18 protein-coding genes and 1 riboswitch are annotated in these 23,706 nt (G+C 66.3%); of the genes, 8 read left to right on the top strand and 10 right to left on the bottom strand.

Features of this window, described 5'->3' with window-relative positions:
- Window positions 1–71 precede the first annotated feature (71 nt).
- Entirely contained in the window at window positions 72–1,802 is a 1,731-nt protein-coding gene (locus FFS30_RS01425; RefSeq protein WP_171014358.1) for a DUF885 domain-containing protein, read from the bottom strand.
- Between the two features lie 100 nt (window positions 1,803–1,902).
- Between FFS30_RS01425 and FFS30_RS01420 the strand changes: the two genes are divergently transcribed.
- On the top strand, window positions 1,903–2,556 hold the full coding sequence (locus FFS30_RS01420; protein WP_137911329.1) for a TetR/AcrR family transcriptional regulator: 654 nt from the start codon (window positions 1,903–1,905) through the stop codon (window positions 2,554–2,556).
- An 11-nt stretch (window positions 2,557–2,567) separates the two neighbouring features.
- Window positions 2,568–5,003 (top strand): DPP IV N-terminal domain-containing protein, encoded by a 2,436-nt coding sequence (locus tag FFS30_RS01415; RefSeq protein ID WP_137911328.1) that lies wholly within the window; start codon window positions 2,568–2,570, stop codon window positions 5,001–5,003.
- A gap of 30 nt (window positions 5,004–5,033) precedes the next feature.
- Here FFS30_RS01415 and FFS30_RS01410 read toward each other — a convergent pair whose 3' ends face one another.
- From FFS30_RS01410 to FFS30_RS01375, 8 genes are all read right to left on the bottom strand, one after another.
- Window positions 5,034–5,678, bottom strand: coding sequence for a TetR/AcrR family transcriptional regulator (locus tag FFS30_RS01410; protein WP_137911327.1), 645 nt, complete (start codon window positions 5,676–5,678; stop codon window positions 5,034–5,036).
- 43 nt (window positions 5,679–5,721) lie between these two features.
- A complete protein-coding gene (locus FFS30_RS01405) occupies window positions 5,722–6,471 on the bottom strand; it encodes a siderophore-interacting protein (RefSeq protein WP_137911326.1) in 750 nt (249 codons plus the stop codon).
- Between the two features lie 28 nt (window positions 6,472–6,499).
- Window positions 6,500–8,032, bottom strand: a complete 1,533-nt coding sequence (locus FFS30_RS01400) for a DHA2 family efflux MFS transporter permease subunit (RefSeq protein ID WP_171014357.1) — start codon at window positions 8,030–8,032, stop codon at window positions 6,500–6,502.
- Window positions 8,029–9,213 (bottom strand): efflux RND transporter periplasmic adaptor subunit, encoded by a 1,185-nt coding sequence (locus tag FFS30_RS01395; protein ID WP_137911325.1) that lies wholly within the window; start codon window positions 9,211–9,213, stop codon window positions 8,029–8,031. Before FFS30_RS01395 ends, FFS30_RS01400 begins: the two co-directional genes overlap by 4 nt.
- A 10-nt stretch (window positions 9,214–9,223) precedes the next feature.
- Window positions 9,224–10,708 (bottom strand): efflux transporter outer membrane subunit, encoded by a 1,485-nt coding sequence (locus FFS30_RS01390; RefSeq protein ID WP_137911324.1) that lies wholly within the window; start codon window positions 10,706–10,708, stop codon window positions 9,224–9,226.
- A 517-nt stretch (window positions 10,709–11,225) separates the two neighbouring features.
- Window positions 11,226–12,251, bottom strand: a complete 1,026-nt coding sequence (locus FFS30_RS01385) for a ribonucleotide-diphosphate reductase subunit beta (RefSeq protein WP_137911323.1) — start codon at window positions 12,249–12,251, stop codon at window positions 11,226–11,228.
- 189 nt (window positions 12,252–12,440) lie between these two features.
- Window positions 12,441–14,906 (bottom strand): ribonucleoside-diphosphate reductase subunit alpha, encoded by a 2,466-nt coding sequence (locus FFS30_RS01380; RefSeq protein WP_137911322.1) that lies wholly within the window; start codon window positions 14,904–14,906, stop codon window positions 12,441–12,443.
- A 210-nt stretch (window positions 14,907–15,116) separates the two neighbouring features.
- Window positions 15,117–15,347: riboswitch (cobalamin riboswitch) on the bottom strand.
- Between the two features lie 629 nt (window positions 15,348–15,976).
- Window positions 15,977–16,879, bottom strand: a complete 903-nt coding sequence (locus FFS30_RS01375) for a LysR family transcriptional regulator (protein WP_137911321.1) — start codon at window positions 16,877–16,879, stop codon at window positions 15,977–15,979.
- Between the two features lie 170 nt (window positions 16,880–17,049).
- Between FFS30_RS01375 and FFS30_RS01370 the strand changes: the two genes are divergently transcribed.
- Window positions 17,050–18,498: an MFS transporter gene (locus FFS30_RS01370; RefSeq protein ID WP_137911320.1), complete on the top strand. Its 1,449-nt coding sequence runs from the start codon at window positions 17,050–17,052 to the stop codon at window positions 18,496–18,498.
- 18 nt (window positions 18,499–18,516) lie between these two features.
- Here the strand turns inward: FFS30_RS01370 and FFS30_RS01365 are convergent, their stop codons facing one another.
- Window positions 18,517–19,011, bottom strand: a complete 495-nt coding sequence (locus FFS30_RS01365; protein ID WP_171014356.1) for an Lrp/AsnC family transcriptional regulator — start codon at window positions 19,009–19,011, stop codon at window positions 18,517–18,519.
- A 96-nt stretch (window positions 19,012–19,107) separates the two neighbouring features.
- Between FFS30_RS01365 and FFS30_RS01360 the strand changes: the two genes are divergently transcribed.
- The 5 genes from FFS30_RS01360 (at window position 19,108) to FFS30_RS01340 (ending at window position 23,651) form a co-directional block, all read left to right on the top strand.
- Window positions 19,108–20,673 carry a S41 family peptidase gene (locus FFS30_RS01360; protein WP_137911318.1) on the top strand — a complete coding sequence of 522 codons (1,566 nt, stop codon included), beginning with the start codon at window positions 19,108–19,110 and terminating at the stop codon, window positions 20,671–20,673.
- Between the two features lie 274 nt (window positions 20,674–20,947).
- Window positions 20,948–21,391 carry an SUF system Fe-S cluster assembly regulator gene (locus tag FFS30_RS01355; protein WP_137911317.1) on the top strand — a complete coding sequence of 148 codons (444 nt, stop codon included), beginning with the start codon at window positions 20,948–20,950 and terminating at the stop codon, window positions 21,389–21,391.
- 56 nt (window positions 21,392–21,447) lie between these two features.
- A complete protein-coding gene (sufB, locus tag FFS30_RS01350; protein ID WP_137911316.1) occupies window positions 21,448–22,923 on the top strand; it encodes a Fe-S cluster assembly protein SufB in 1,476 nt (491 codons plus the stop codon).
- A 2-nt stretch (window positions 22,924–22,925) separates the two neighbouring features.
- Window positions 22,926–23,126: a hypothetical protein gene (locus tag FFS30_RS01345; RefSeq protein ID WP_137911315.1), complete on the top strand. Its 201-nt coding sequence runs from the start codon at window positions 22,926–22,928 to the stop codon at window positions 23,124–23,126.
- A gap of 30 nt (window positions 23,127–23,156) precedes the next feature.
- Window positions 23,157–23,651 carry a GNAT family N-acetyltransferase gene (locus tag FFS30_RS01340; RefSeq protein WP_137911314.1) on the top strand — a complete coding sequence of 165 codons (495 nt, stop codon included), beginning with the start codon at window positions 23,157–23,159 and terminating at the stop codon, window positions 23,649–23,651.
- Window positions 23,652–23,706: the final 55 nt, after the last annotated feature.

Genomic DNA, 23,706 nt, shown 5'->3' with positions numbered 1-23,706 from the left:
CGCTTCCGCGGACATGGCTCCGCCGGAATCGGCGCGGGACCGATGCGCGCTGGGTCGACGCGATTTTCCGCCTACTGCTCGTCCGCGGCGAGACAGGCGGCAAGATGATGCTCGAGCACGCTGAGCGGCATCGCTCCCTGACCGAGTACGCAGCCGTGAAAGCGGCGCACATCGAAGGTCGTGCCTGCCTGCTTTGCGGCGCGTTCGCGCATCGCGATCAGTGCTTCTTCGCCGATGCGGTAGGCGAGCGCTTGACCCGGCATGTCCACCGCATAGCGCAGCGTTTCCGAAGCGATCTGCGCATCCGACAGGATCAGGTGTTCGCGCATATAGGCCGCCGCACGTTCGCGCGGCCAGGCGTAGTAGTTCATGCCCGTATCGACGACCAGACGCACGGCCATAAACAGCTCGGCGGTGAGCTGGCCGTAGCGGTCGTAGGGATCGCCGTAGAGACCCATCTCGATGCCGAGGCGGCTGGCATAAGTGCCCCAGCCTTCCAGATAAGCGGTCGGAAAGCCGAGCCGGCGGAATTCCGGCAGCGCAGAGTTCTCCAACTGCAGCGACATCTGCAGGTGATGCCCAGGCAGCAGTTCGTGCAGGATGATCGAACGCGCTTCGAGCAGCGAGCGCTGTTCCGGGTGTGCGGCGTTGTAGTTGTAATAGCCCTTGGGATCGCTCGCCGACGGCGGATCGTAGTAGCCGAATGTCTGCGCGCCTTCGAGCGAGGGATCGAGTCGGCGCAGTCCGTAAGGCGCTTTCGGAATCGCCGGAAAGAAGCGGTCGAGCGCCGCGCGCGCCTCGGCGACCGGCTGTGCGAGCCGCGTTTCCACCTCGGCCGGCGTCGCGGCGTAGAAGCGGCGGTCTTCGCGCAGAAAGCGGCGGAACTCCGTAGCGCTGCCGCCGAAGCCGGCTTCGCCGCGCACGCGGTCCATCTGCGCTTCGAGTTCGGCGACGGCCTTGAGCCCGCGCTCGTGCACCTGTTCCGGGCTCAGATCGAGCGTGGTGTGATGGCGCACGAGGTAGCGGTAATACTCCTTGCCTTGCGGATACTGGAAGAGACCGACAGCGGTCGGTGCCTTGTCCCGGTAAGCGCCGGCGAGGTATTCGCGCAGCGATCGGATCGCCGGATTTACGCGCTTGTCGATAACTTGCGTGACCTCGTCCTGGAAACTGTGCGCGGTTTGCGAATCGAGTCGCTGCACGCGTTCGTCGGCGACGAAGAACGGGCTCTTGCGCGCCTCGGCGATATACGAGTCGAGCAGGGCGACGACCGCGCTCAGCTCGTCGCGCGGCAACACGATCCCGCGCGCGGCCTGCCCGCGCGTGAAGGTTTCGAGCGCGCCGATCATGCTGGGCAATTCGCCGAGCAGCCTGCGATAGCCGTCGAGATCGGCCGGCTTGGCGAGCGCGTAACCGGCGAACAAGGCTTGCGCCGAATTCAACGGAGTCGAGTAGGGCGTCAGCACCGGCTGCAGCCAGTAGTAACGCGCGCCTTCGATGCGGTCGCCGAATTCCCAACGCAGCATTTCGAGGCTGATGCGCTCGGCGGCGCTCAGCGTCTTCGCATCGAGGGCGGCGAGATCGGCGAGCCCGCGGCGGGCGTTGCGCGCGTCGGCTTCGCAGCGCGCGGCGGAGACCGTCGGCAGATGCGCGGGCGGGCGATCGACGAGCCGCGCGACGTCGAGATTCTCTTCCTGCGTGCGGCGCCAGAATGCGTCCGCCACGCGCGCCAGCTTCGCGGAGGAAGCGCCGGCTTCGTGCGGCGTTTCCGCCGCAGCGGCGGTTCCCAGAGCGGCCAGCATACCGAGTCCCAGTAATCCGATTCTGCGCATCGCACTTCACCATAGACAGGTCTATGGAATTACCATAGAGTAGTCTACGGAGGTTGGCAAGGAGGACGTCATGGCAGCGAAGCAAGTGCGACGAGGGCGCCGGAAGGCGGCCAGCAGCGGCAGTCTCGATCGCGAGGGCTGGCTCGACGCGGCACGCGCGGCGTTGATCGAGGGCGGCGTCGAGCGGGTCAAGGTCGATGCGCTGGCGAAGAAGCTCGGCGTCACCGGCGGCAGCTTCTACTGGCATTTCCGCGACCGCGCGGAGCTGCTCGGTGCGCTAGTCGAGCATTGGCGCGAGGCGAACACGTCGCCGTGGTTCGCCGCCGTCGCGCGCGCCGCTGACGATCCGCTCGCGCAGTTCGAGGCGGTCGTCGAAATGTGGATCGACGAGATCGCCTTCAGCCCGGCCTACGACTCGGCCGTGCGCGACTGGGCGCGCATCTCGCCCGAGGTCGAGGCCGCGGTGCGCGAGGTCGATGCACGGCGTATCGAACTGCTCGCCGGAATCTTCCGCGGTTTTGGCTACGCGAAGCCGCAGGCCTTCGTGCGCGCGCGCATCACGTATTTCCATCAGGTCGGCTACTACGCCATGCGCATCATCGAAACGCCGGCGCAGCGGCGGCGGCTGAAACCGCTCTACTACGAAGGCCTGCTCGGCGCCGAGGTCATGCGCCGCCATCCGTTGCAGACGCCGTCGGCGCGGCGGCGCATTTCCCGTTCCTGAGGATTCCATCGATGTTTCAAAGCATTGCCCGGCACAGCGTTTTCTTCGGTTTCGCTGCCGTCGCTGCCGTCGCTGCCGCGGGTGCGGTAACGGCGGCACCTGCATTGACGACGGCCGACTACGCGCGCGCGGAGAAAGTTCTCGACGCGCGCCTCGGCAACGCCATCCTCAATGCGCGCGTCGCCGCGCAGTGGATCGGCGAGGAGCCGCGCTTCTGGTATCGACGCGACGGCGCGGACGGCGCGGAATACATTCTTGTCGACGCCGAGCGCGCCACGCGCGCACCGCTGTTCGACCGCGAACGCCTGGACAAGGCGATTGCATCCGCCAAGAACGCGCCGGGCTTGCCCGAGGGCGGCCTCGACATCGATCGCGTCGAACGTGCGGACGGCCGTCTGCGCGTGACGTTGAAACCGATCGACGGGCGCGTCGTGCATTGCGACGTGGCGACCTATTCGTGCGTGGCCGAAAACGCTGCGAGCGCGCCGGCCGATTCGCTGTCTTCGCCCGATGGCAGCGCGCAGGTATTTATGCGCGACGACAATCTATGGCTGCGCGGCAAGGCCGGTGAACGCGCGTTGAGCCGAGACGGCGAGGCGTACTTTGCCTACGGCAAGCTGCCCGATTCCTCGCTCGTAAGCCTGCCGCAATTGCGCAACAAGGCGCCGCTGCCGCCGCTCAACGTCGCCTGGTCGAAGAACGGCAAGTACGTGTTCGGCGAACGTCTCGACGAGCGCGCGCTTGCTGAATATCCCTATGTCGAATCCGTGCCGCAGGACGGCAGTTTCCGTCCGAAGATTTATCGCCTGCGCATGGCCCTGCTCGGCGACGCTGCGCAGCCGCGCAGCGAAGCGTTCGCGATCGATACGGCGGACGGCAGCAAGCGTGTCTTCGATCTCGGCGAAGGTGCCGCATTCGATCCTTCCGCCGTGCTGGCCTGGTCGGAGCGCGGCGATGAGGCTTACGTTTTGGTCAAGGGCAAGGATGGTCGCAGGTTAAGCCTCGACGCGCTCGATTTCGGCAGCGGCAAGCTGCGCCGCATCGTCGACGAAACCGGCCCGACCTACGTGTGGCCGAACAATCTGCTCTACAGCGCGCCGAATGTGCGCGTGTTGCCCGAGACCGGCGAGGCGGTCTGGTTCTCCGAGAAGACCGGCTGGGGCCACTTGTACCTGTACGACCTGCGCAGCGGCCGGCTCAAGCGCGCGCTGACTGCGGGCGACTGGCTCGTCCGCGACGTCGTCCACGTCGATGCGAAGCGGCGCCGGCTCTGGTTCACCGCGAGCGGGCGCGAACCGGGGCGCGATCCGTACTACCGCCATCTCTATTGCGTCTCGCTCGACGGCGGCAAGCCGATCCTGCTGACACCGGAAAACGCAGAACACGAAATCGAATCGTCGTTGCCGGGGCCGTTCGACGGCGCGGCCGAAGGCGCGGCGTTCTCGCCGGACGGCCGCTATTTCATCGACACCTATTCGACCGTCGCAACGGCGCCGACGACCGTGCTGCGTTCGAGCGAAGACGGCCGCGTCGTAATGAAGCTCGAAGACGCCGATGTCTCCAAGGTACTCGCCACGGGCTGGCAGCCACCCGAACGCGTCGCCGCGAAATCGGCCGACGGCAAGACCGACCTCTTTGCGGTGATCTATCGGCCGCCCGGTTTCCGCCGCGACGGCAAGTTTCCGCTGATCGACGCGTTCTACGGCGGCCCGCAGATGATGAACGCACCGCGCAGCTACGCCGAGGCGGTGAAGACATCCAATCCGGTGTCGCGTGCGAGTCTGGCCCAGCTCGGCTTCGTCGTCGTCACGATTGATGCGCGCGGCACGCGCGGGCGCTCGAAGGGATTCGCCGACGTCGGCTACGGCAACTTCGCCGATCCGCAGATCGAAGACCACATCGCCGTGATCCACCAACTGGCCGAGCGCTACGGCGGCATCGATCTCGACCGCGTCGGCGTCTACGGACATTCGTTCGGCGGCTACACCTCGGCGCGCGCGATCCTGTCGCATCCGGAGTTCTACAAGGTCGCCGCGTCATCGGCCGGCCCGCACAACTACCAGGGCTTCTACGACGGACTCGCCGACCTGCTCGGCGTGCCCGATTACGGCGACGGCCGGCGCGTGCGGCCGACGCCGCAGAGCGTGCCGCAGAATTTCGCCAGGATGGACAACGCCACGCTGGCGAAAAATCTGCGCGGGCATCTGCTGCTCGCTTACGGCGACATGGACGAGAACGCGCTGCCGTCGGTGACTCTGCAGCTCGCCGATGCGCTGATCAAAGCGAACAAGCGCTTCGATCTCGTCTATCTGCCGAACCGCACTCACGAATTCTTCCGCAACGATGACTACTACATGCGCCGCGTCTGGGACCATTTCGTCGAGCATCTGCTCGGCACGCAGGCGCCGGAGAACTACGTGATGGGTGCGTCCGCGCCGCCGCGCTGACGATCATGATGCACGGCCAGCGTGCGCGCCTCAGGGTTCGCGCCGGCCATTCGTCTTGCGCGCCGCGGGATCGGCGACGAAATCGAGATAGCCGAAGATCGCCCGCTCGACGCGCGAGCGTAGCGCGGCGGCGCGCACCTCGCCGCGCTCGCCGGCCGCGTCGACGATGCCGCGCACGATGGCGAAGATGTCGTCGGTGACCGCGGCCGTGCCGAGCGCGGCGGTCGCCGCATGGCCGCGCACGCAGGCCGCGATCGCACGGCGCACGCGGTCGTGCACGCGCCGGTTGTCCTGGTGGATCGGCAGGCGCGCTTCTTCGAGATCGAGCAGGCGCGCGAGCGCGGGTCGGCGCATCTGGTGCGCCACGCAGGCGGCGATGATCCCGGTCAGTGCCGCCTTGCGGTCGGGCGTGGCGCGCGCGTGCTCGATCTCGTCGACGAGCAACGTGCGCTCGCGCTCGATCAGCGCCGCGGTCAATGCGTCCTTGTGCGGAAAATACTGATAGAGCGAGCCGATGCTGACACCGGCACGCGCGGCGACGGCGTTGGTGTTGTAGCCTTCCAGGCCGTCCTTCTCGAGCACGCTCGCGGCCGCCTCGAGGAGGACTTTGAGCGTGTCTTGCGAGCGTGCTTGGCGCGGTAGTCTGCGCGGGCTGACGGGCTTGGGCTTGGTCATGATGGTTCGTCGCTGCGGTGCGTAGGCAAACGCGCGCGGGCATTCAGTCGTCGGGCGAGCGGTAGTCGCTTTCGCCGTGTTTCCAATAGCCCTTGCCGCTCACTTTCGCCCGCTCCATGCCGATGTGCTCGAGACAGTAGTTTCGCACGTCGCGCACCATCGCCGCCTCGCCCGCGATCCATGCCTGGCCGGATTCGGTCGCTTGCGCGGCTGCGATCGTGTCGAGCGCAGACAGTATCCGGTCGTGCTGCGCGCGCACGAGCCAGGTTGCCGACAGCTCGGCTGCCGAATGCAGGACCTGTTGTTCATGCACATCGTCGATTGCAATCACCGCGAAGACGCGCAGCGCGGCGGGCACACGGGTGAGCAGCGAATGGATCGCCGGCAGCGCCGAGGCGTCGCCGACGAGGAGCAGCCAGCGCGTCGAGGGCAACAGGGCGAAGCCGCCGCCGCGCGGCCCGGCGAATTCGATCTGCGCACCGGGCGCGGCGTGCGCCGCCCAGCGCCCTGCGGGGCCGTCGCCGTGCACGACGAAGTCGACGTCGAAGCTGCGCGCCGTGCGGTCGATGCGGCGGATCGTGTAGGCGCGGCCGATGCTGCCGCCGGCCGCGGCCGGCACGAAGATCTTGATCCACGCCGCCGGCGCATCGACGCGGTCTTCGTCGAGAAAGCTGTCGACATCGGGGCCGCACAGGGTGATCCGGCGCATATGCGGCGTGATTGCGCAGGTGGCGAGTACGCTGGCCTTGCGGCGCTGGCCCGAAGGGCGTTGAGCGGAATGGGTCGTCGTCATTTGAGAGTCCTTGTAGTTCGTCGGTGTTTCAGCGCTTCGCCGCCTGCGGCGTGCGCGCGAGCCAGACCAGGCCGAGCGCGAGCGCGAACAACACGGCCGAGAGGCGGAAGAAATCGTTGAGCGAAAGCAGGTTCGCCTGCAGGCCCAATTGGCGTTCGAGCGCCGCCCAGGCCTGCTGCAGTGAAAGCCCGGCGCCGTGCAGCGCGGCGAGCGTTTGCGCGGTCGTGTCGTCGAGCGCGCTTAGGCGGTCGACGAGGTGGCTTTGGTGGAGGCGCGCGCGCCGGTCCCAAAGGGTCTGCGCGATCGAGCTGAACAGCGCGCCGGACATCATGCGCACCGCAGTCTGCAAGCCGCTCGCCGCGGCGAGCTTCTCCGCAGGCAGGCCGGCCAGCGAGAGATTGACCAGCGGGCTCAGAAAGAAGGCGATGCCGAGACCCTGGACGAGGCAGCCGAGCGCGATCGTGCCCGCGTCCACGTCGGTCGTCATCGTCGAACGCCAGAACCCGACCAGCGCCCAGACCACGAAGGCCACGCTCGCGAGCCGGCGTGCGTCATGCCGTTGCACCCAGCGGCCCATGAGCGGTGCGAGCACGATGCCGAAGAGTCCGATCGGCGCGGTCACGAGACCGGCCCAGGTCGCGGTGTAGCCCATGTTCGTCTGCAGCCACAGCGGCAGCAGCACGATCGCGCCGAAGTAGACGCCGAAGCCGATCGACACCGCGGCGGTGCCGGCGGCGAAGTTGCGATGCGCGAACAGTCTCAGGTCGATCGCCGGATGCGCCTCGTCGAGTTCCCAGACGACCAGACAGACGAGGCCGAGCACGGCCACGATCGTGCAGCCGACGATCACCGGCGAGGAGAACCAGTCGAGGATGCGCCCGCGGTCGAGCGCGATCTGCAGCGCGCTCATCGAGAGCGCGAGCAGGGCGAGGCCGACCACGTCCACCGGCCGCCGCTGCGTCGGCGTGTCCTGGCCGCGCAGCAGGGCCGTCACGGCGAAGACCACGACGGCGCCGACCGGCGCGTTGACGAGAAATATCCACGGCCAGCTCGCCTGGTCGGTGATCCAGCCGCCGAGCAGCGGCCCGGCGACCGGGCCGGCCATGTTGACCATCGCCCAGACGGAAACCGCGAGCGCGCGTTTCTGCGGTGGAAAGATCGCGACGAGCAAGGCTTGCGACAACGGCACGATCGGGCCGGCGACGGCGCCCTGGAGAACGCGGAACAGGAGCAGGGACTCGAACGACCACGCCAGCCCGCAGAGTACCGAGGCGAGCGTGAACAGCGCGACCGAGCCGACGAACAACTGCACTTGGCCGAAGCGCTGCGCGAGCCAGCCGGTCAGCGGGATGAAGATCGCGTTGGCGATCGCGAACAGGGTGATGATCCATTCGCCTTCTTCGGAGCTTACGCCGACGTTGCCCGCGATCGTCGGAATCGACACGTTCGCGATCGTGATGTCGACTACCGCCATGAACGAGGCGAGTCCGATCGCGACGGCGGCGAACCCAAGGCGGCCGCCGTGCATCGTCTCGATCGGCCGCGCCGGTGCGCGACTCACGGTGCGCCTCCGGCCGCCGATGCGCCGCCGTCGAGCGCGGCGACGATACCGGCCACGCGCGCCTCGGCGGCCTTGACCTGCGCGACATAGACGTCGGTTTCGTCGCGCCATGCGGCGGAGGACGCGGCGGCCTTCGGGCAGTCGCGCACGTCGATGTCGGCGCGCATCGAAACGCCGACGCGCAGCGGATGCGCGGCGAGGTCCTCGCGTTCGATCGCGATGCGCACGGGCACGCGCTGCACGACCTTGATCCAGTTGCCGGTCGCGTTCTGCGCCGGCAGCAGCGCGAACGCGGCGCCCGATCCGGCCTCGATGCCTTCGACCTTGCCGCGATAGCGCACCGACGCGCCGTAGACATCCGCGGTCAAGGTCGCCGGCTGGCCCGCGCAGATGCGGTCGAGCTGCACTTCCTTGAAGTTCGCGTCGACCCAGAGGCGATCGAGCGGCACCACGGTCAGCAGCGCCTCGCCCGGCGCGACGCGGCGCCCGACCTGTACGCGGCGCTGATGCACCATGCCGGCCGCCGGCGCGACGATGCGCGTGCGTTCCAGCGCGAGCGCGGCCGCGCGCAGGCGCTGGATCGCCGCGCGCACCTCGGGATGGTCGGTCAAGGCGGCCGCACCCTGCGTGCGCGTCGCGGCGAGCGCCCTGGCGCGTTCGGCCGCGGCGAGTAGGGCTTCGCCCTGCTTTACGCCGTCGCGCGCATGGCGTACATCCTCGCCGGTCAGCGCACCGCTGTCGGCGATGGCGAGGCGTTCACGCAGATCGGCGCGGGCGCGGTCGAGCGCCGTGCGTGCGACCTGCACCTCGGCGTCGGCATGATCGACCGCCGCGGACAGACCGCGCACCTGGCGCACCGCGTCGGCGAAATGCGCCTGGGCCGCATCGAATTCGATGCGCGCGTCGCCGGCGTCGAGTTCGACGAGAACGTCGCCAGCGGCGACGCGGTCGGTATCGTCGGCGCGCACGGCGGTGACCACGCCGGCGACCTGCGGCGTGAGCACGACGCTATGTCCGCCGACATAGGCGTCGTCGGTGCTGCGCGCGAGGTCGCCCGTGGTCCAGGCGTAGACGGCGTAGGCGCCGCCGACGATAGCCGAGGCGACGGCGACGGCCAGCAGGCGGCGGGATCGGCGCACGGGAGAAGGGCCTGCAAGCGGCGGGCTTTTGTTTTCACTCATGATCGGTTCCTCAAAGGGGATGGGATGAATGGGCGCCGCCGAGGGCGCGGATCAGCGCGACTTGGCTCGTGGCGACGCGGAGTTCGGCGGTAGTCGCATCGCGCTCGGCAAGCAGCGTCGCGATGCGCGCGCCGAGCAGGTCGATGCGGCTGGCGAGCTGGGCGCGGGCACGCATTTCCTGCAGAGCGAGACGACGGCGCTCCTCGGCCGCGCGTTCCTGCGCGAGCGTGCGCTGGCGATCGGCGACGGCGAGTCCGCTGACGGCGTCGGCGACGTCCTGCAGGGCGTGCAGCAGCACGGCGTTGTATTCGCCGGCGGCGGCTTCGTATTCGGCCGTGCGTGTAGTCAGTTCGCCGCGCCGGCGGCCGCCGTCGAAGATCGGCAGCGAGATCGCCGGCACGATGCCGGCGGCGAAACTGCCGGCGCTGGCGAAGTCGCGCAGGCCGAGCCGCTGCAGACCGGCGAACACGGACAAGTCGACGTCGGGATAGAACGCGGCCTTCGCCGCGTCGATGCCGCGTGCGGCGGCTTCGACGCGCGCCCGCGCCGCCGCGACGTCGGGCCGTTCGCCGAGCAGCCGTGCGGGTAGGCGGCTGGCCGGCGCGGGATTCGGCGCGAGCGCGGGCTGCGGCGGCGCAAGCGATTGCGCCCACGCGGGGTCTTTGCCGGCGAGCGCGGCGAGGACGCGGCGCAGGCGGTCGATTTCGCCGTCGAGTTGCGCGATCGCCTCGCGCGTCTCGTTGACGGCGATGCGCAGTTGCGCGGCGTCGAGATCGTTGCTGAGGCCGGCGCCGCGCTTGGCTTCGAGCAGGCGCTGCCACTGTTCGCGGCTGTCGAGCCCGCGGCCGGCGAGTTCGCGCAAGCGATAGGCCGCATCGAGTCTGAGGTAAGCGTCGACGAGGCTGGTCTGCAGGAGCAGCGCCGCGTCGCGCGCCTCGGCACGGCCGGCGAGCATGCGCGCTGCGGCGGCGAGAGTCTGCGCGCGGCGTTTGCCCCAGAAGTCGAAACGGTAGTTGGCTTCCGCGAGGATCTGGTTGTTGGTGTTCCAACTGCCGCCGTAAGGACCCCAGCCGTAGTTGTTCGAGAAGCGTTCACTGGCGATGCTTGCCGAAGCGTCGAGTGCCGGCAGATCGGCCGCATGCACGATATCGACGTCGCCTTGTGCGCGGCGTATGCGTGCTGCGGCGATCTGCAGGTCGGGGCTTTGCTCCAGCGCGATCGCGACGAGGCGGTCGAGCTGGGCGTCAGCGTAATCCTTCCACCACTCGTGCGGTGCGGGAACTCCTGCGTCGGTCGCTGCGGCAGCGACTGCCGTTCCCGCATCGAGCCGTTCCGCATCGAGCCGTTCCGCATCGAGCGGCGATACGGACGGACGGATGTCGTCGCGGCCCGCGGCGCAGCCGGCGAGCAGGGCGGTTGCCGCGAGCGCGACGAGCAGCCGGCTGCGCGGGTTGCCGGCGCGGCGCTGAAAAACATAAAGCGAGTAAAAGCTCATATCGTGGTCCGCAAGTTGCCTGCCCGCGCGGCGCGCAGAGAGGGCTGATGAGTGGTTTCGGATGGAATCGCGAGTGCGATTCCGGTTGCGGATAAGTTATGAGCAAAAGCTCGATTTTTGTACTCGCGTTCGCGAGAGGAGCAGAGGCCCAGAAATCAAGGCGCGGCGCGGTTTTGCGCCTGCCGGCGCCGCGTGTTCCGGGATTTGCTCACGTTCGGGCGAGGAGGAAACGGAGCTTCAGAGAACCGAGCAGGCGTTCGGTCGTGCCCGAATCGATCGGGCGTGATTCGGTGCGGGTAGAGAGGCGACCGGTTGTGCGGGCCGCGTCGGACGTGATTCCACCGAGGCGGTTCAATCGGCAACGCAAGCGGAATCGTTCCGGATGCCAGGTCAGGCGATAACGGCTCGAGGAGGATGGATAAATCGGCGGTGATCGCCGATACGCCTCGCCGAGCGGTGCGATGAAGTTGCTGCGGCGACCGGCGCGCGCCTATCGCGCGCGCCGGTCGCCCTTGCTTCAGAACGCGTGGTCGAAGCTGACTTCGCCCTGCACGCCGACCTGATATGCGGACACGCGGCGCTCGAAGAAGTTGGTCAGTTCCTGCACGTCCTGCAGTTCCATGAACGGGAACGGATTCTTCACGCCGTAGAGCGGGGCGAGGCCGAGCATCGACAGGCGCTGGTCGGCAACGTATTCGAGGTACTGGCGCATCTCGGCCGCGGACAGGCCGACCACGCCGCCCGAGAGCACGTCGTCGGCGAACAGCGTTTCGCACGCGACCGCATCGGCGAGCATCGTGCGCACGTCGTCGGCCCATTGCGCGTCGAACAGTTCGGGCTGTTCGCGGCGCACGGTGCGGATCACCTCGAAGGCGAAGGCCATATGCGCCGACTCGTCGCGGAACACCCAGTTGGTGCCCGCGGCGAGGCCCGGCAGCAGGCCGCGCGAGCGCAGGAAGTAGACGTAGGCGAACGCGGCGAAGAAGAACAGGCCTTCGATGCACGCGGCGAAGCAGGTGAGGTTGAGCAGGAACTGGCGCTTGTCGGCGTCGCTGTCGACGCGGTCGAGGCGCTGGATCGAGTCGATCCAGCGCTGGCAGAACTCGGCCTTGTGCCGGATCGACGCAATGTTCTCGATCGCGGCGAACGCCTGCGCGCGGCGTTCCGCCTGCGGGATGTAGTTGTCGAGCAGGGTCAGGTAGAACTGCACGTGCAGCGCTTCTTCGTAGAGCTGGCGCGACAAGTACATGCGCGCTTCGGGCGCGTTGATGTGCTTGTACAGATTGAGCACGAGGTTGTTGGCGACGATCGAATCGCCGGTCGCGAAGAACGCGACGAGGCGCTCGATCAGGTGGCGCTCGGCCGCGGTCATGCGCTGGTTGAGATGGGTCAGGTCGATCTGGAAATCGATCTCCTCGACGGTCCAGGTGTTTTTGATCGCCGCGCGGTACATTTCGTAGAACTGCGGGTAGCGCATCGGCCGCAGGGTGAGGGCGAAGCCGGGGTCGAGCAGATGATTGGTTGCGTTGGTTGACGAAGTCATGGTGATTTCCTGATCGCCAGCATTGGCGATCGAGTTGAAGCGAAGAAATCCTTCTCCCATCGGGAGAAGGTGCCGGCAGGCGGATGAGGGAGAGGCCCCGCATGTCCGCAATGTATTGCGCGATAGCGGCGCTGTTCCCTCATCCGCCCCTTCGGGGCACCTTCTCCCGGCGGGAGAAGGGAAGAAAAATTACTGACAGGCCTCGCACATCTCGGGATTTTCGAGCGAGCAGACCACGGCTTCGACGTCGGTGTAAGTCTTCGGTGCCGCCTCGGACGCCGCGACCGTCGCCTTGGCGATCTTCGTCGCCGGGCGCGAACGCAGGTAGTAGGTCGTCTTCAGGCCCTTCTTCCAGGCGTACATGTACATGCTCGAAAGCTGGCCGATGTTCGGGTTCTCGATGAACAGGTTGAGCGACTGGCTCTGGTCGATGTACGCGCCGCGCTCGGCGGCCATGTCGATCAGCGCGCGCATCGGCAGTTCCCACACCGTGCGGTAGATGACCTTGAGTTCTTCGGGCAGCGCGGCGACCGACTGCACCGAACCTTCGGCGAGCTTGATCGCATCGCGGATCTCCGCGGTCCACAGGCCGAGGCGCTTGAGTTCTTCGACGAGATAGCGGTTGACCTGGAGGAAATCTCCGGACAAGGTTTCGCGCTTGAACAGATTCGACAGCTGCGGTTCGATGCACTCGTAGCAGCCCGCGATCGAGGCGATTGTCGCGGTCGGCGCGATCGCGATCAGTAGCGAGTTGCGCAAGCCGTGCGCTTTGATTTCGTCGCGCAGCGCGTTCCAGCGCGCCGGGTCGGACGGCGTCACGCCCCAGGCGTCGAACTGCAGCTCGCCGCGCGCCGCGCGCGTATCGGCGAACGCGGCATGCGCGCCGTGCTCGCGTGCGAGTTCGAGCGACGTGTGCAGGGCGTGGTAGTAGATTTCTTCGGAGATGCGCGCCGACAGCGTGCGCGCGCTGGCCGAATCGAACGGCAGGCGCAGTTGGAAGCAGACGTCCTGCAGCCCCATCAGGCCGAGGCCGACAGGGCGCCAGCGCAGGTTCGATGCGCGCGCGGTGGCGATCGGGTAGAAGTTCAGATCGATCACGCGATCGAGCTGGCGTACGGCAACCTGCACGGTGTGCGCGAGCTTGTCGAAATCAAAGCTCTTGTTGCCGGCACCGCCGTCGACGACGCAGCGCGCGAGGTTGATCGAACCGAGATTGCACACAGCGGTTTCGCCGCCGTTGGTGACTTCGATGATCTCGGTGCAGAGATTCGACAGGTGCACGCGGTTGTCGTTGCTCGCGGTCTGGTTGCAGGCGCGGTTGCAGGCGTCCTTGAACGTCATCCAGCCGTTGCCGGTCTGCGCGAGCGTGCGCATCATCTTCGCGTAGAGGTCGCGCGCCTTGAGCGTCTTCTTCGCCAGGCCCTGCGCCTCGGCCTGCACGTAGGCCTGCTCGAACGCCGCGCCCCAGAGGTCGGGGAATTCGGGCACGTCGGCCGGATCGAACAGCGACCACGTGGCGTCTTCGTCGACGCGGCGCATGAACAGGTCTGGCACCCAGTTGGCGAGATTGAGATGATGCGTGCGGCGCGCTTCGTCGCCGGTGTTGTCGCGCAGTTCGAGGAAGGACTCGACGTCGGCGTGCCAGGGTTCGAGATAGATGCAGGCCGCGCCCTTGCGCTTGCCGCCCTGGTTGACCGCGGCGACCGAGGAGTCGAGCGTCTTCAGCCATGGCACGATGCCGTTGCTGAGGCCGTTGGTCGAGCGGATCAGCGAGCCTTCCGCGCGCACGCGATGCCAGGCCACGCCGATGCCGCCGGAGAATTTCGACAGCTGGGCGATGTCCTTGTACTTCTCGTAGATGGCATCGAGCGAATCGGCCGGCGAGTCGAGCAGGAAGCAGCTCGACAACTGCTCGTGGCGCGTGCCGGCGTTGAACAGGGTCGGCGAGCTCGGCACGTAGTCGAGCGTGGCGAACAGGCGGTACAGCTCGATTGCGTCGCCGGTGGTCTGGGTCAGCGCGCAGGCGATGCGCATCCAGAAATGCTGCGGCGTCTCGATCACCTGGCGCTTCGACGGGTGCTTGAGCAGGTAGCGGTCGTAGAGGGTGCGCAGGCCGAAGTATTCGAAGCGCGTATTGTGAGTCGCGTCGATCGCGTCGTTGAGCTTGCGCGCATGCGTTTCGACGAAGTCGAGCACGCGTTCGTTGATCAGGCCGGTATCGAAACCGAGGCGGATCGACTGCGAGAACGAATAGACGCCGAGCGTCTGCACTTCCTTGTCGATATAGCCGGCGAGCAGGCGTGCGGCGAGCAGGGAGTATTCGGGTTCCTCGGCGATCAGCGACGCGGCCGTGCGGATCGACAGCTCGTCGAGTTCGCGCGTCGAGGCGCCGTCGTAGAGCCCGGTGATCGTTTTCACCGCGACGCGCATCGGATCGACGTCGCGCAGGCCGTCGCAGCTGCGCGTCACCGCGCGCACGATCTTGTTGAGGTCGACCGGCTCGCTCGCGCCGGAACGCTTGGCCACGCGCATCGCGGCGGGCGCGTTGTGCGGCGGGGTCAGCGCGAAGCCGGTCTGGCTGGGCGCTGCGGTCGAGGTGGGTGTGGTCGCCGGCGCTTGCTGCGCGGCGGGTGCGAGGGTTTCGGTATGGGACATGCGTGCCTCTCCTTCTTGGCATGACGAAAGGAAGCGAGGCAGGCGGCGCGGATGCAGGGGACAACCGCGATCGCCGGCCTTCGCTCCCGCGAGCGAATGCAGAACTGGTGGGTAGGAATAGGTCAGGGAAGGCGCGATCGCAGGAAAAATCCTCGACGCGGCACTGCCCGGCCACCCTTCCCGCGAAGGTCTGCAAGCCAGACGCCGCGCTTGCGCGCGACGATCGCGGGCCGGTATTCGGACTCCCGGGCGTGAGGCTGGCTACAATCCTGAGCCGCACCTCGCCTACTTCGATACCGCTTCCCAGATCTCGCGATCCAGTGCCTTGGTAGCGTTCGTTCCCGGTCACCGCTGCGGGGCAGTCCCGGATTCGCACCGGGTTCCCGTTTAAGCCCGAACCAACCAGATGTTGTGTCGGGCGCCGTTGATGGGCACAAGATATTCCCCGAGGGGTGTTTCGTCAATGAGTTTTTCTGGATCGCTGATGGGGCGGGCGTTCTGGGTTTTTCTTCTTGTTGTTTCTGTGATTTTCGCGATCGGAGGCGTGGTCATTGGGCTTATGCCTTCGCTCGTCATTCCCGCTTTTTTGCTCGTCATCCCCGCGTGCTCTTAGCGGGGATCCAGCGACTTTGCTTTTTTTGTTTTCTTTAAGAGCAACGCTTCCACTCGCCCTTTGGGCGAGCGGGTTACTTTCTTGTCTACAGCGACAAGAAAGTAACCAAAGAAACGCCGCCCCAGAACATTGCGCCCTTCGGGCTCCTGCCCGAAGGGTCCGCGTCAGCGGCCGGGTTCCGCTAATTGCACATCCATGTGCAATAGCGGAATGCGCGCGATCCTCGCGCGCCCCCTGCGGGCCTGATCGTCCGCTGCCGCCGCAATGTAATGGGGACCCGGAGAAGGAGCGCGCGTCGTGCGCGCCGAAGCCAGGGCAAGAAGCGGACTCTTCACGTTGTCGGGGGACGATTCATCGTGCTCGTTCTTCTGGGCTGAGTTGCGCGTAACGAGACGTGCCGCAGCGCATATCGCCGGCTGATTCGAGGTGGCATCAACTCTTCGTTGTGTGCGGCGTGCTAGGCGGGCAACCGCTCGGCACAGACTTCGCGAACGCACGCCCGCAGCCAGCGATGCGCGGGGTCGGCATCCATGCGTGGGTGCCAAAGCAGCGAGACGACGATTTCCGGGAGCGCGACCGGCAGCGGGAAGGAAAACATTCCGTCGCGAAGGTTGGCCGTGGAGCGCTCGGGAACGCAGGCGATCAAGTCGGATGCGCGTGCGAGCGCCAGAGCCTCGGAGAAGCTCGCGACGATGGTTGCGATTTCGCGCTTCAACCCGAGCGCTTCAAGCGCGTCGTCGATCGGGCTCGCGGCGTGGTTGCGGCGCGCGACGAGAATGTGTCGTGCCGAGGCATAGCGCGCGGGTGTGATCGCGGCTTCGCCGATCGGATGGCCGATCCGCGCCACGCCGACAAAGCGGTCGCGAAACAAGCCTTGGGTACGCACTTCGGGGCCGGCGGTTCCGCCGACGACGCCGGTTTCCAGATCGACGCTGCCGTCGCGCAGCGAGGTACTTTCCTTGTCCGGCTTCGGTGCGAAGCGAAGCTGCACGCCCGGGGCCTGTTCGCTGACGCGCGCAATCAGGGCGGCGCCGAAATTCTCGACGAAACCTTCACGATTGCGCAGGGTGAACGTGCGCACGAGCTTTGTCAGGTCGAGTGCCGCGACGGGGCGCAGCATGGCTTCGGCGTCCTGCACCAGTTGGCCGACGCGCTGGGCGAGTTCGACGGCGCGCGGCGTCGGCACGAGCCCGCGTCCGGCGCGCACGAGCAGGGGATCGCCGGTGGTTTCGCGCAGGCGTGCGAGTGCGCGGCTCATCGCCGACGGGCTCAGGTGCAGCCGGCGCGCGGCGCGCGCGACGTTGCCCTCGGCGAGCAGCACGTCGAGGGTGACGAGCAGATTGAGGTCGGGCCGCGACATGCCTCGACCATAGCACGAGCACCCGGACCAGACATGGCGTCGGGTGCATGTAATAAGTGCAAATGCTGCGTCTTCCGCCACTGCCGGTCGGCCGCTACTTTTCCACGGCCGGGCGTTGCTGCCGACCAAGCGCAACGCTCGAACCCCAATCAGCCGGATCGAAATCGACCATGTCCCATCGTGTGAATACAGAAAACGGCGAGCGCGCCGCAACGAGGCCCGCGTCCGCGGGCGCGCTCGCGGGCCTCGCCTTGTCCATGTTGTTGTCCTCGCTCGGTACCAGTATCGCCAACGTCGCCTTGCCGACCTTGGCCGAGGCGTTCGGCGCTTCGTTCCAGCAGGTGCAATGGGTTGTGCTTGCCTATCTGCTCGCGGTCACGACGCTGATCGTCAGCGTCGGGCGGCTCGGCGATATCGCCGGACGCAGACTGTTGCTGCTGGCCGGACTGGTCTTGTTCACGAGTGCCTCGGCGCTGTGCGCGGCTGCGTCCTCGCTGTGGTTGCTCATCGTCGCCAGATTTGAGCAGGGTCTCGGCGCCGCCGTGATGATGGCGCTGACCATGGCCCTGATCGGCGAAACGGTCGCCAAAGAGAAAATCGGCAGGGCGATGGGACTGCTCGGAACCATGTCGGCGCTCGGCACCGCGCTCGGCCCGTCGCTCGGTGGGGTGTTGATCGCCGGGTTCGGCTGGCGCGCGATCTTCCTGATCAACGTACCCCTCGGTCTGGCTGCGGTTTTTCTCGTCTATCGTTTCCTCCCGCTCGATCGCGTGGTACGGAGCGCGGATCGCCCCCGCTTCGATATCCCTGGCACGTTGCTGCTCGCCGGTACGCTTGCCGCCTACGCTCTGGCGATGACGACGGGGCACGGTCGCTTCGATCGGCTCAACCTGATCCTATTGGCGGCGGCGATAATCGGCGCCGGCGCCTTCGTATTCGCGGAAAGAAAAGTGGCGTCGCCGCTGATCCGGCTGGCCGCGTTTCGCGATGCCGCGTTGAGCGCCAGCCTCGGCATGAATGCGCTGGTTTCCAGCGTGATAATGACGACCTTCGTCGTCGGGCCGTTCTATCTTTCGCGCTCGCTCGGCCTCAGCGGTGCGGCGGTCGGCATGGTGATGTCGATCGGTCCGATAGTCTCGGCACTGAGCGGCATACTGGCCGGCCGCGCCGTCGATCGCCTCGGTGCAAATCCGACCGTCATCGCCGGGCTCGCGGAAATGGCACTCGGTTCGCTGGCTCTGTGCGTGCTTCCGGGCCTATTCGGGCTTGCGGGCTATATCGCTGGCATCGTCATACTCACGCCGGGATATCAGTTGTTCCAGGCTGCCAACAACACGGCCGTCATGAAGGACGTCCCCACGAGCCAGCGCGGCGTCACGTCCGGTCTGCTCAGTCTGTCGCGCAATCTCGGACTGATCACCGGCGCGTCGGCGATGGGGGCGGTGTTCGCGTTCGCGTCGATGACGAATGACATCACGACCGCGCCGCCCGAAGCCATTGCGACGGGCATGCGCATCACCTTCGCCGTCGCCGCGGTCCTGATCGTGGTCGCCATCGTTATTGCTGTCGCCGGCGCCGTTTTCGCGGCGCGCTCGACGCCTTCGGCGAGCGCGCCCTAGCGCGACGCTCTCGGCTGGTCAGACGGCAACGTCGAGCGGATAGGCCGTCGTCGACTTGATCGATTCCATCACCACGGAAGTCTTGTAGCGCCGCACGTTGTCGTCCACGGCGAGCATGCGTGCGACGAAATGTTTCAGGGCCTGAATGTCCGCAAGAGTCAGCACGACGACGAGATCGTATTCGCCGGTAACGTAGTAGCAGTGCTGCACTTCCGCCGCCGCGATCAGACGCCGGCGGATCTGCGCGAGCAGGTCGGTGCGATCGCTTTCGAGCGTGATTTCGAGAATGATCGTCAGCGCCTGTCCGATCTTGCGCGGATCGAGGATCGCGCGCGTGCCGGTGATGACGCCGTCGGCCTTCAGGGCCTGAACGCGGCGCTGCACGGCGGAGGGCGACAGATTCACGCGCTCGCCGAGCTGCGCGAAGGAAACGGCTGCATCGTTCTGCAGAGTCTCGAGTATGGCGATGTCGAAGTGGTCGAGTCGTTGCGTCGGATGCAGTGAATTTCGCATAAAGCTGCGTGGTGGACCGGAAAGTTCGGAAGGCATTGCGGAGCCCAAGACTACTATGAGGACGACATCGTCTCCTTCCGGGAAATCCTCGCGTTTATGCGCTATTTGGTTGCGGCTCTGCTCACGTCGTTCCTCTCCCTTTGCATGCCGGCGCAGGCCGCACAACCCGGTTCACCGCAATTGTTTCCCGCGTTTCCCGTGGAGGCCCTGCAGCCCTCGCGGCAGAACGATCAATACCAGCAGGGACTGCGCGGTCTTTGGAGCCTGCCGGGCGGCGGCTACTTCGTCGACGTGCGTGCAGACGGGCCGCGGTTCTACACCTACGCGGACGGCGGCAAGCTCTGCTGGCTCGATCAGGCGCTGACGTCGCTCGACCCCGATGAGTCGCCGCTCGCGTACTACGCGCAGTCGCCCGAGAAAACCGACACGGTGTTCACCGACGTGCCGGGCGACGTGCAGTTCCATGCACGCACGATCGCCGCGCTGCCGGCCGCCTGCGGCGACGCGATCGATCGCAGCACGCCGCTCGACACGTTCGACGCGGCGGTGGCGTCGCTGCACGACTATTACTCGTTCAGCGCGGCGCGCCACGTCGATTGGGCCGAGCGTGGGAACAATCTGCGTCCGGTCGCGGCGGCGGCACGCAACGACGTGGAACTCGCCGGCGTTTTTTCCGAACTGCTCGAAGGCCTGCAGGATGTGCACACATCCATCGCCAAAGACAATCTGAAAATCGAGATGGATTTGTCGACCTCCACGGTGCGGACACATCGGCTGTTGCGCGAAGCGTTTGCGCAGCAGAGCGAGATCGTCGATTTTTCCACTTGGTTCGAGGTCTGGAATCAAACGCAGAACGACGCGATCTACGCGCTGCTGTCGCCTCAAGGCCGCGGCCGCGTCTATGGCGACGCGTTCATGTGGGGAACCCTTGCGGGCAATGTCGGCTACCTCGCGATCAACCGCGTCGACAAACTGGATTCCGGCGGCGGCGTCGACGACCGCACCGCGGTTGCGCAGACGCTCGACCGTGCGCTCGGCGAGATGCAGGGCACGCGTGCTCTCGTGCTCGACATCAGCATGAACACGGGCGGATCGACCGACATCATCGCCGCGGCCGCCGCACGCTTCGCCGACCGCCGCCGTCTCGTATACACGCGCGAAATGCCGAAGGACCCGACGGCCGCACCGCAGCCGTTCTACATCGAGCCGGCCGGCACGGTGCGCTACGCGCAACCCGTCTACGTATTGACGAGCGATGTGACTGTCAGCGCCGCGGAATACCTCATTCTCTACATGCGTGTGCTGCCGCAGGCCACCCAGATCGGCCAGACGACGCAGGGCGCGCTTGCCGGCAGTTTCGTTCGCGGCTTGCCGAACGGCTGGCATATGGGCATTGCCAATCACATCACGCGCGATGCACGAGGCAACAGCTACGAAGTGGTCGGCATTCACCCGGACGTGATTTTCGACGTCTTCCCCGAAAGCGGATTCGACGCGGGGCACGTCAACGCGATCCGCAAAGGAGTCGAGCTGGCCGGCGGCAGCGCCTTGACCGTGGCGGCCCCGGCGATCGGCAATATCGCGCCGGCGATCATGGTATTGCTGCTGATCGCCGTGGCGCGCGTGGGCCGTTCCGCGTTGTCCGCACGCAGCGAATCTTGAGCGGAGAGAGTGCGGAAATCCATCTGCGTGAAGCACTGGAAGCGTGGATGGATGCCGCCGTTGGGCAAAGCGTTCGCCTGCAAAGGCAAGCCACGCATCGCCACCTGATTTCCCCGCGCGCGCGCGACCGCTCGTGCGCCGAACGTCGAGCTGGCCCAGTCGAAACAACCGCGAACCTGTTTCGCCGGCAAGCGCCGGTTTGACGCGGATTCGCTAAAACAGTACCATTTCCGTACTGTATTTGCCCGCGCGGCCGAGACCGCCCCATTCCGCCATGCTCCGTGTCAGCAAGCTGACTGATTACGCCACCGTCGTCATGACCGTGCTCGCCGAAGCGCCGGACGAGGTGTTCAGCGCGCAGGCGCTGGCCGAGCGCGCGCATCTGGAATTGCCGACCGTATCGAAGCTGCTCAAGCAGCTCGCCCAGGCCGAACTCGTCGAGTCGTTCCGCGGCGTCAACGGCGGCTATCGCCTCGCGCGCGCGCCCGAGCGGATCAGCCTCGCCGATATCCTCGTCGCGATGGAAGGGCCGTTCGGCATGACCGAGTGCAGCGCCCATCAGGGCGCCTGCGGCCACGAGTCCCACTGCGGCGTGCGCGGCAATTGGCGGCGCGTCAGCGAGGTGATCGAAACGACGCTGCGGCAGATGAGCCTCGCCGACATGCGCCGCCCGCCATCGCGGCGGATTGCGGTTCCGCTGAAGCTGGCGACCGCGTGAGAAGCAACATGTACACCCTGACAACCGTTCTCGAATGACTACGCAGGCAGCCTGAAATGGCCACCCAACCCATTGAAATCGACGTGCCCGACGAATCGGTCTCGACCGACGTCGTTACCGAGGCGCTCAATCGGCGCTACAGCGCGGGCTTCGTCACCGACATCGAAAGCGAGAGCCTGCCGCCCGGCTTGAACGAGGGCGTCGTGCGCGCGATTTCGGCGCGCAAGGACGAACCCGAATGGCTGACCGAATGGCGGCTCAAGGCGTATCGTCATTGGCTGACGATGACGCCGCCGCATTGGGCCAAGCTCGACATCGAGCCGATCGACTTCCAGGCGATCAGCTACTACTCGCAGCCGAAGAACCGGCCGAAGTCGCTCGACGAGGTCGATCCCAAGCTGCTCGAAACCTACGACAAGCTCGGCGTGCCGCTGCACGAGCGCGCGCGCCTCGCCGGCGTCGCGGTCGACGCGGTGTTCGATTCGGTATCGGTCGGCACGACGTTCCGCAAGGAACTCGCAGAGGCCGGCGTGATCTTCTGCTCGATCAGCGAGGCGGTGCGCGAACATCCCGAACTGGTGCAGAAGTACCTCGGCAGCGTCGTGCCGCCGGGCGACAACTATTTCGCGGCGCTGAACTCGGCTGTGTTCTCCGACGGCTCGTTCGTGTTCGTGCCGAAGGGCGTGCGCTGCCCGATGGAACTGAGCACCTATTTCCGCATCAACGCGCGCGATACCGGCCAGTTCGAGCGCACCCTACTGATCGCCGAGGAGCGCGCGAGCGTGTCCTATCTCGAAGGCTGCACCGCGCCGATGCGTGACGAGAACCAGTTGCATGCCGCGGTCGTCGAACTCGTCGCGCTCGACGATGCGAACATCAAGTACTCGACCGTGCAGAACTGGTATCCCGGCGACGAGAACGGTGTCGGCGGCATCTACAACTTCGTCACCAAGCGCGGCGACTGCCGCGGCGCGCGCTCGAAGATTTCCTGGACACAGGTCGAAACCGGTTCGGCGATCACCTGGAAATATCCGAGTTGCGTACTGCGCGGCGACGATTCGGTCGGCGAGTTCAATTCGGTCGCGCTGACTCATCATCGCCAGCAGGCCGACACCGGCACGAAGATGATCCATATCGGCCGCAACACCAAGTCGAAGATCGTCTCCAAGGGCATCAGCGCCGGGCGTGGGCAGAACACCTATCGCGGTCTGGTCAAGGTCGAGAAAGGCGCCGAGGGCGCGCGCAACTACACGCAGTGCGACAGCCTGCTGATCGGCAAGAAGTGCGGTGCGCACACCTTCCCCTACATCGAAGTGAAGAATCCCGGCGCGATCGTCGAGCACGAGGCGACGACCTCGAAGATTTCCGACGACCAGATGTTCTACTGCCGCTCGCGCGGCATCGGCGAGGAAGACGCCGTGTCGATGATCGTCGACGGCTTCTGCAAGCAGGTGTTCAAGGAATTGCCGATGGAGTTCGCCGTCGAGGCAAAGAAACTGCTCGAAGTGTCGCTCGAAGGCGCGGTGGGCTGAGCATGCGCATCGAGCGCACCATCCGCGTCGTTGCGCCGGGAGAGACGAAACCCAAGCCCGCTCGTTACTGGCGTTCGCGGCCCGCAGCCGAGCGGCTTGCCGAAACGCTGAAGCTGCATCGCGAGGGCAATGAATTGCTGCGCGGCGGCAATCCGCCCTTCGTCTATGTGATCAGGTCGCGCGATGTCGACAGTGCGCAATGACTGGAATAACTCAGGAATAGGCATACGAGAATGGACGGTCCGAACAAATCGCTGGAGATACGCCCCGCACGGCGCGAAGACGCTGCAGCGATCTACGCGCTGATCGGCGAACTCGCCGACTACGAAAAGCTGCGCCACGAAGTCGATGCGACCGAGACGGATATCGCCGACGCGTTGTTCGGCGCGAATCCGCGCGTGTTTGCCGAGGTCGCGGAGTGGAAAGGCGAGGTCGCCGGATTTTCGCTGTGGTTCTACAACTATTCGACCTTCCGCGGCCGGCACGGTCTCTATCTGGAAGATCTTTACGAGCGTCCGGCTTTCCGTGGCCACGGCATCGGCAAGGCACTGATCATCAGCCTCGCGCAGCGCTGCGTGGCCGAAGATCTGGCGCGCTTCCAGTGGTCGGTGCTCGACTGGAACACGCCGTCGATCGAGTTCTACAAATCGCTCGGCGCGAAGATGACGCCGGAGTGGTTGGGGTGTCGTGTGGAAGATGAGGCTATCAAAAAGTTAGCGGGCGGGTAACGCGCGCTCGTCATTCCCGCATGCTTCTGGCGGGAATCCAGTGTCTTTGCTTTCA

The sequence above is a fragment of the Rudaea sp. 3F27F6 genome (assembly GCF_005503555.1).
GTDB lineage: Bacteria > Pseudomonadota > Gammaproteobacteria > Xanthomonadales > Rhodanobacteraceae > Rudaea.
The sequence above is the reverse complement of the archived record's forward strand: the minus strand, read 5'-3'. Positions and strand labels throughout refer to the sequence as shown.